The 234-nt window shown below is 47.4% G+C and carries 1 protein-coding gene; it reads right to left on the minus strand.

What is annotated here, in order from left to right:
* Positions 1 to 27: 27 nt before the first annotated feature.
* A complete protein-coding gene (locus I6E26_RS11175) occupies positions 28 to 195 on the minus strand; it encodes a hypothetical protein (RefSeq protein WP_235321933.1) in 168 nt (55 codons plus the stop codon).
* Positions 196 to 234 lie beyond the last annotated feature (39 nt).

Consider the following 234-nt stretch of genomic DNA (forward strand, 5'->3'; position numbering starts at 1 on the left):
TATCTCTCTACTATCGTAAATATGAAATCAAAATTTTCTCGAAATACAGCCTGCGGTCATAACGACTTTTGCTCTGTCCGACTTAATGGCCCTGCTTGATGATTTATTCTTACGCACAGATACCGCTTGTCGCTGAGCCAATTCACAGAGTCCGTAATGACAGAGAGTGCCACCGGGGCCACTTTTGCTGCGCAAAAGCAGGAGTCTCCCGACGCAAAAGTGTCATGCCCCTCC

This window comes from Anaerovibrio lipolyticus, from assembly GCF_021531495.1.
In the GTDB taxonomy this organism is placed as follows: domain Bacteria; phylum Bacillota; class Negativicutes; order Selenomonadales; family Selenomonadaceae; genus Anaerovibrio.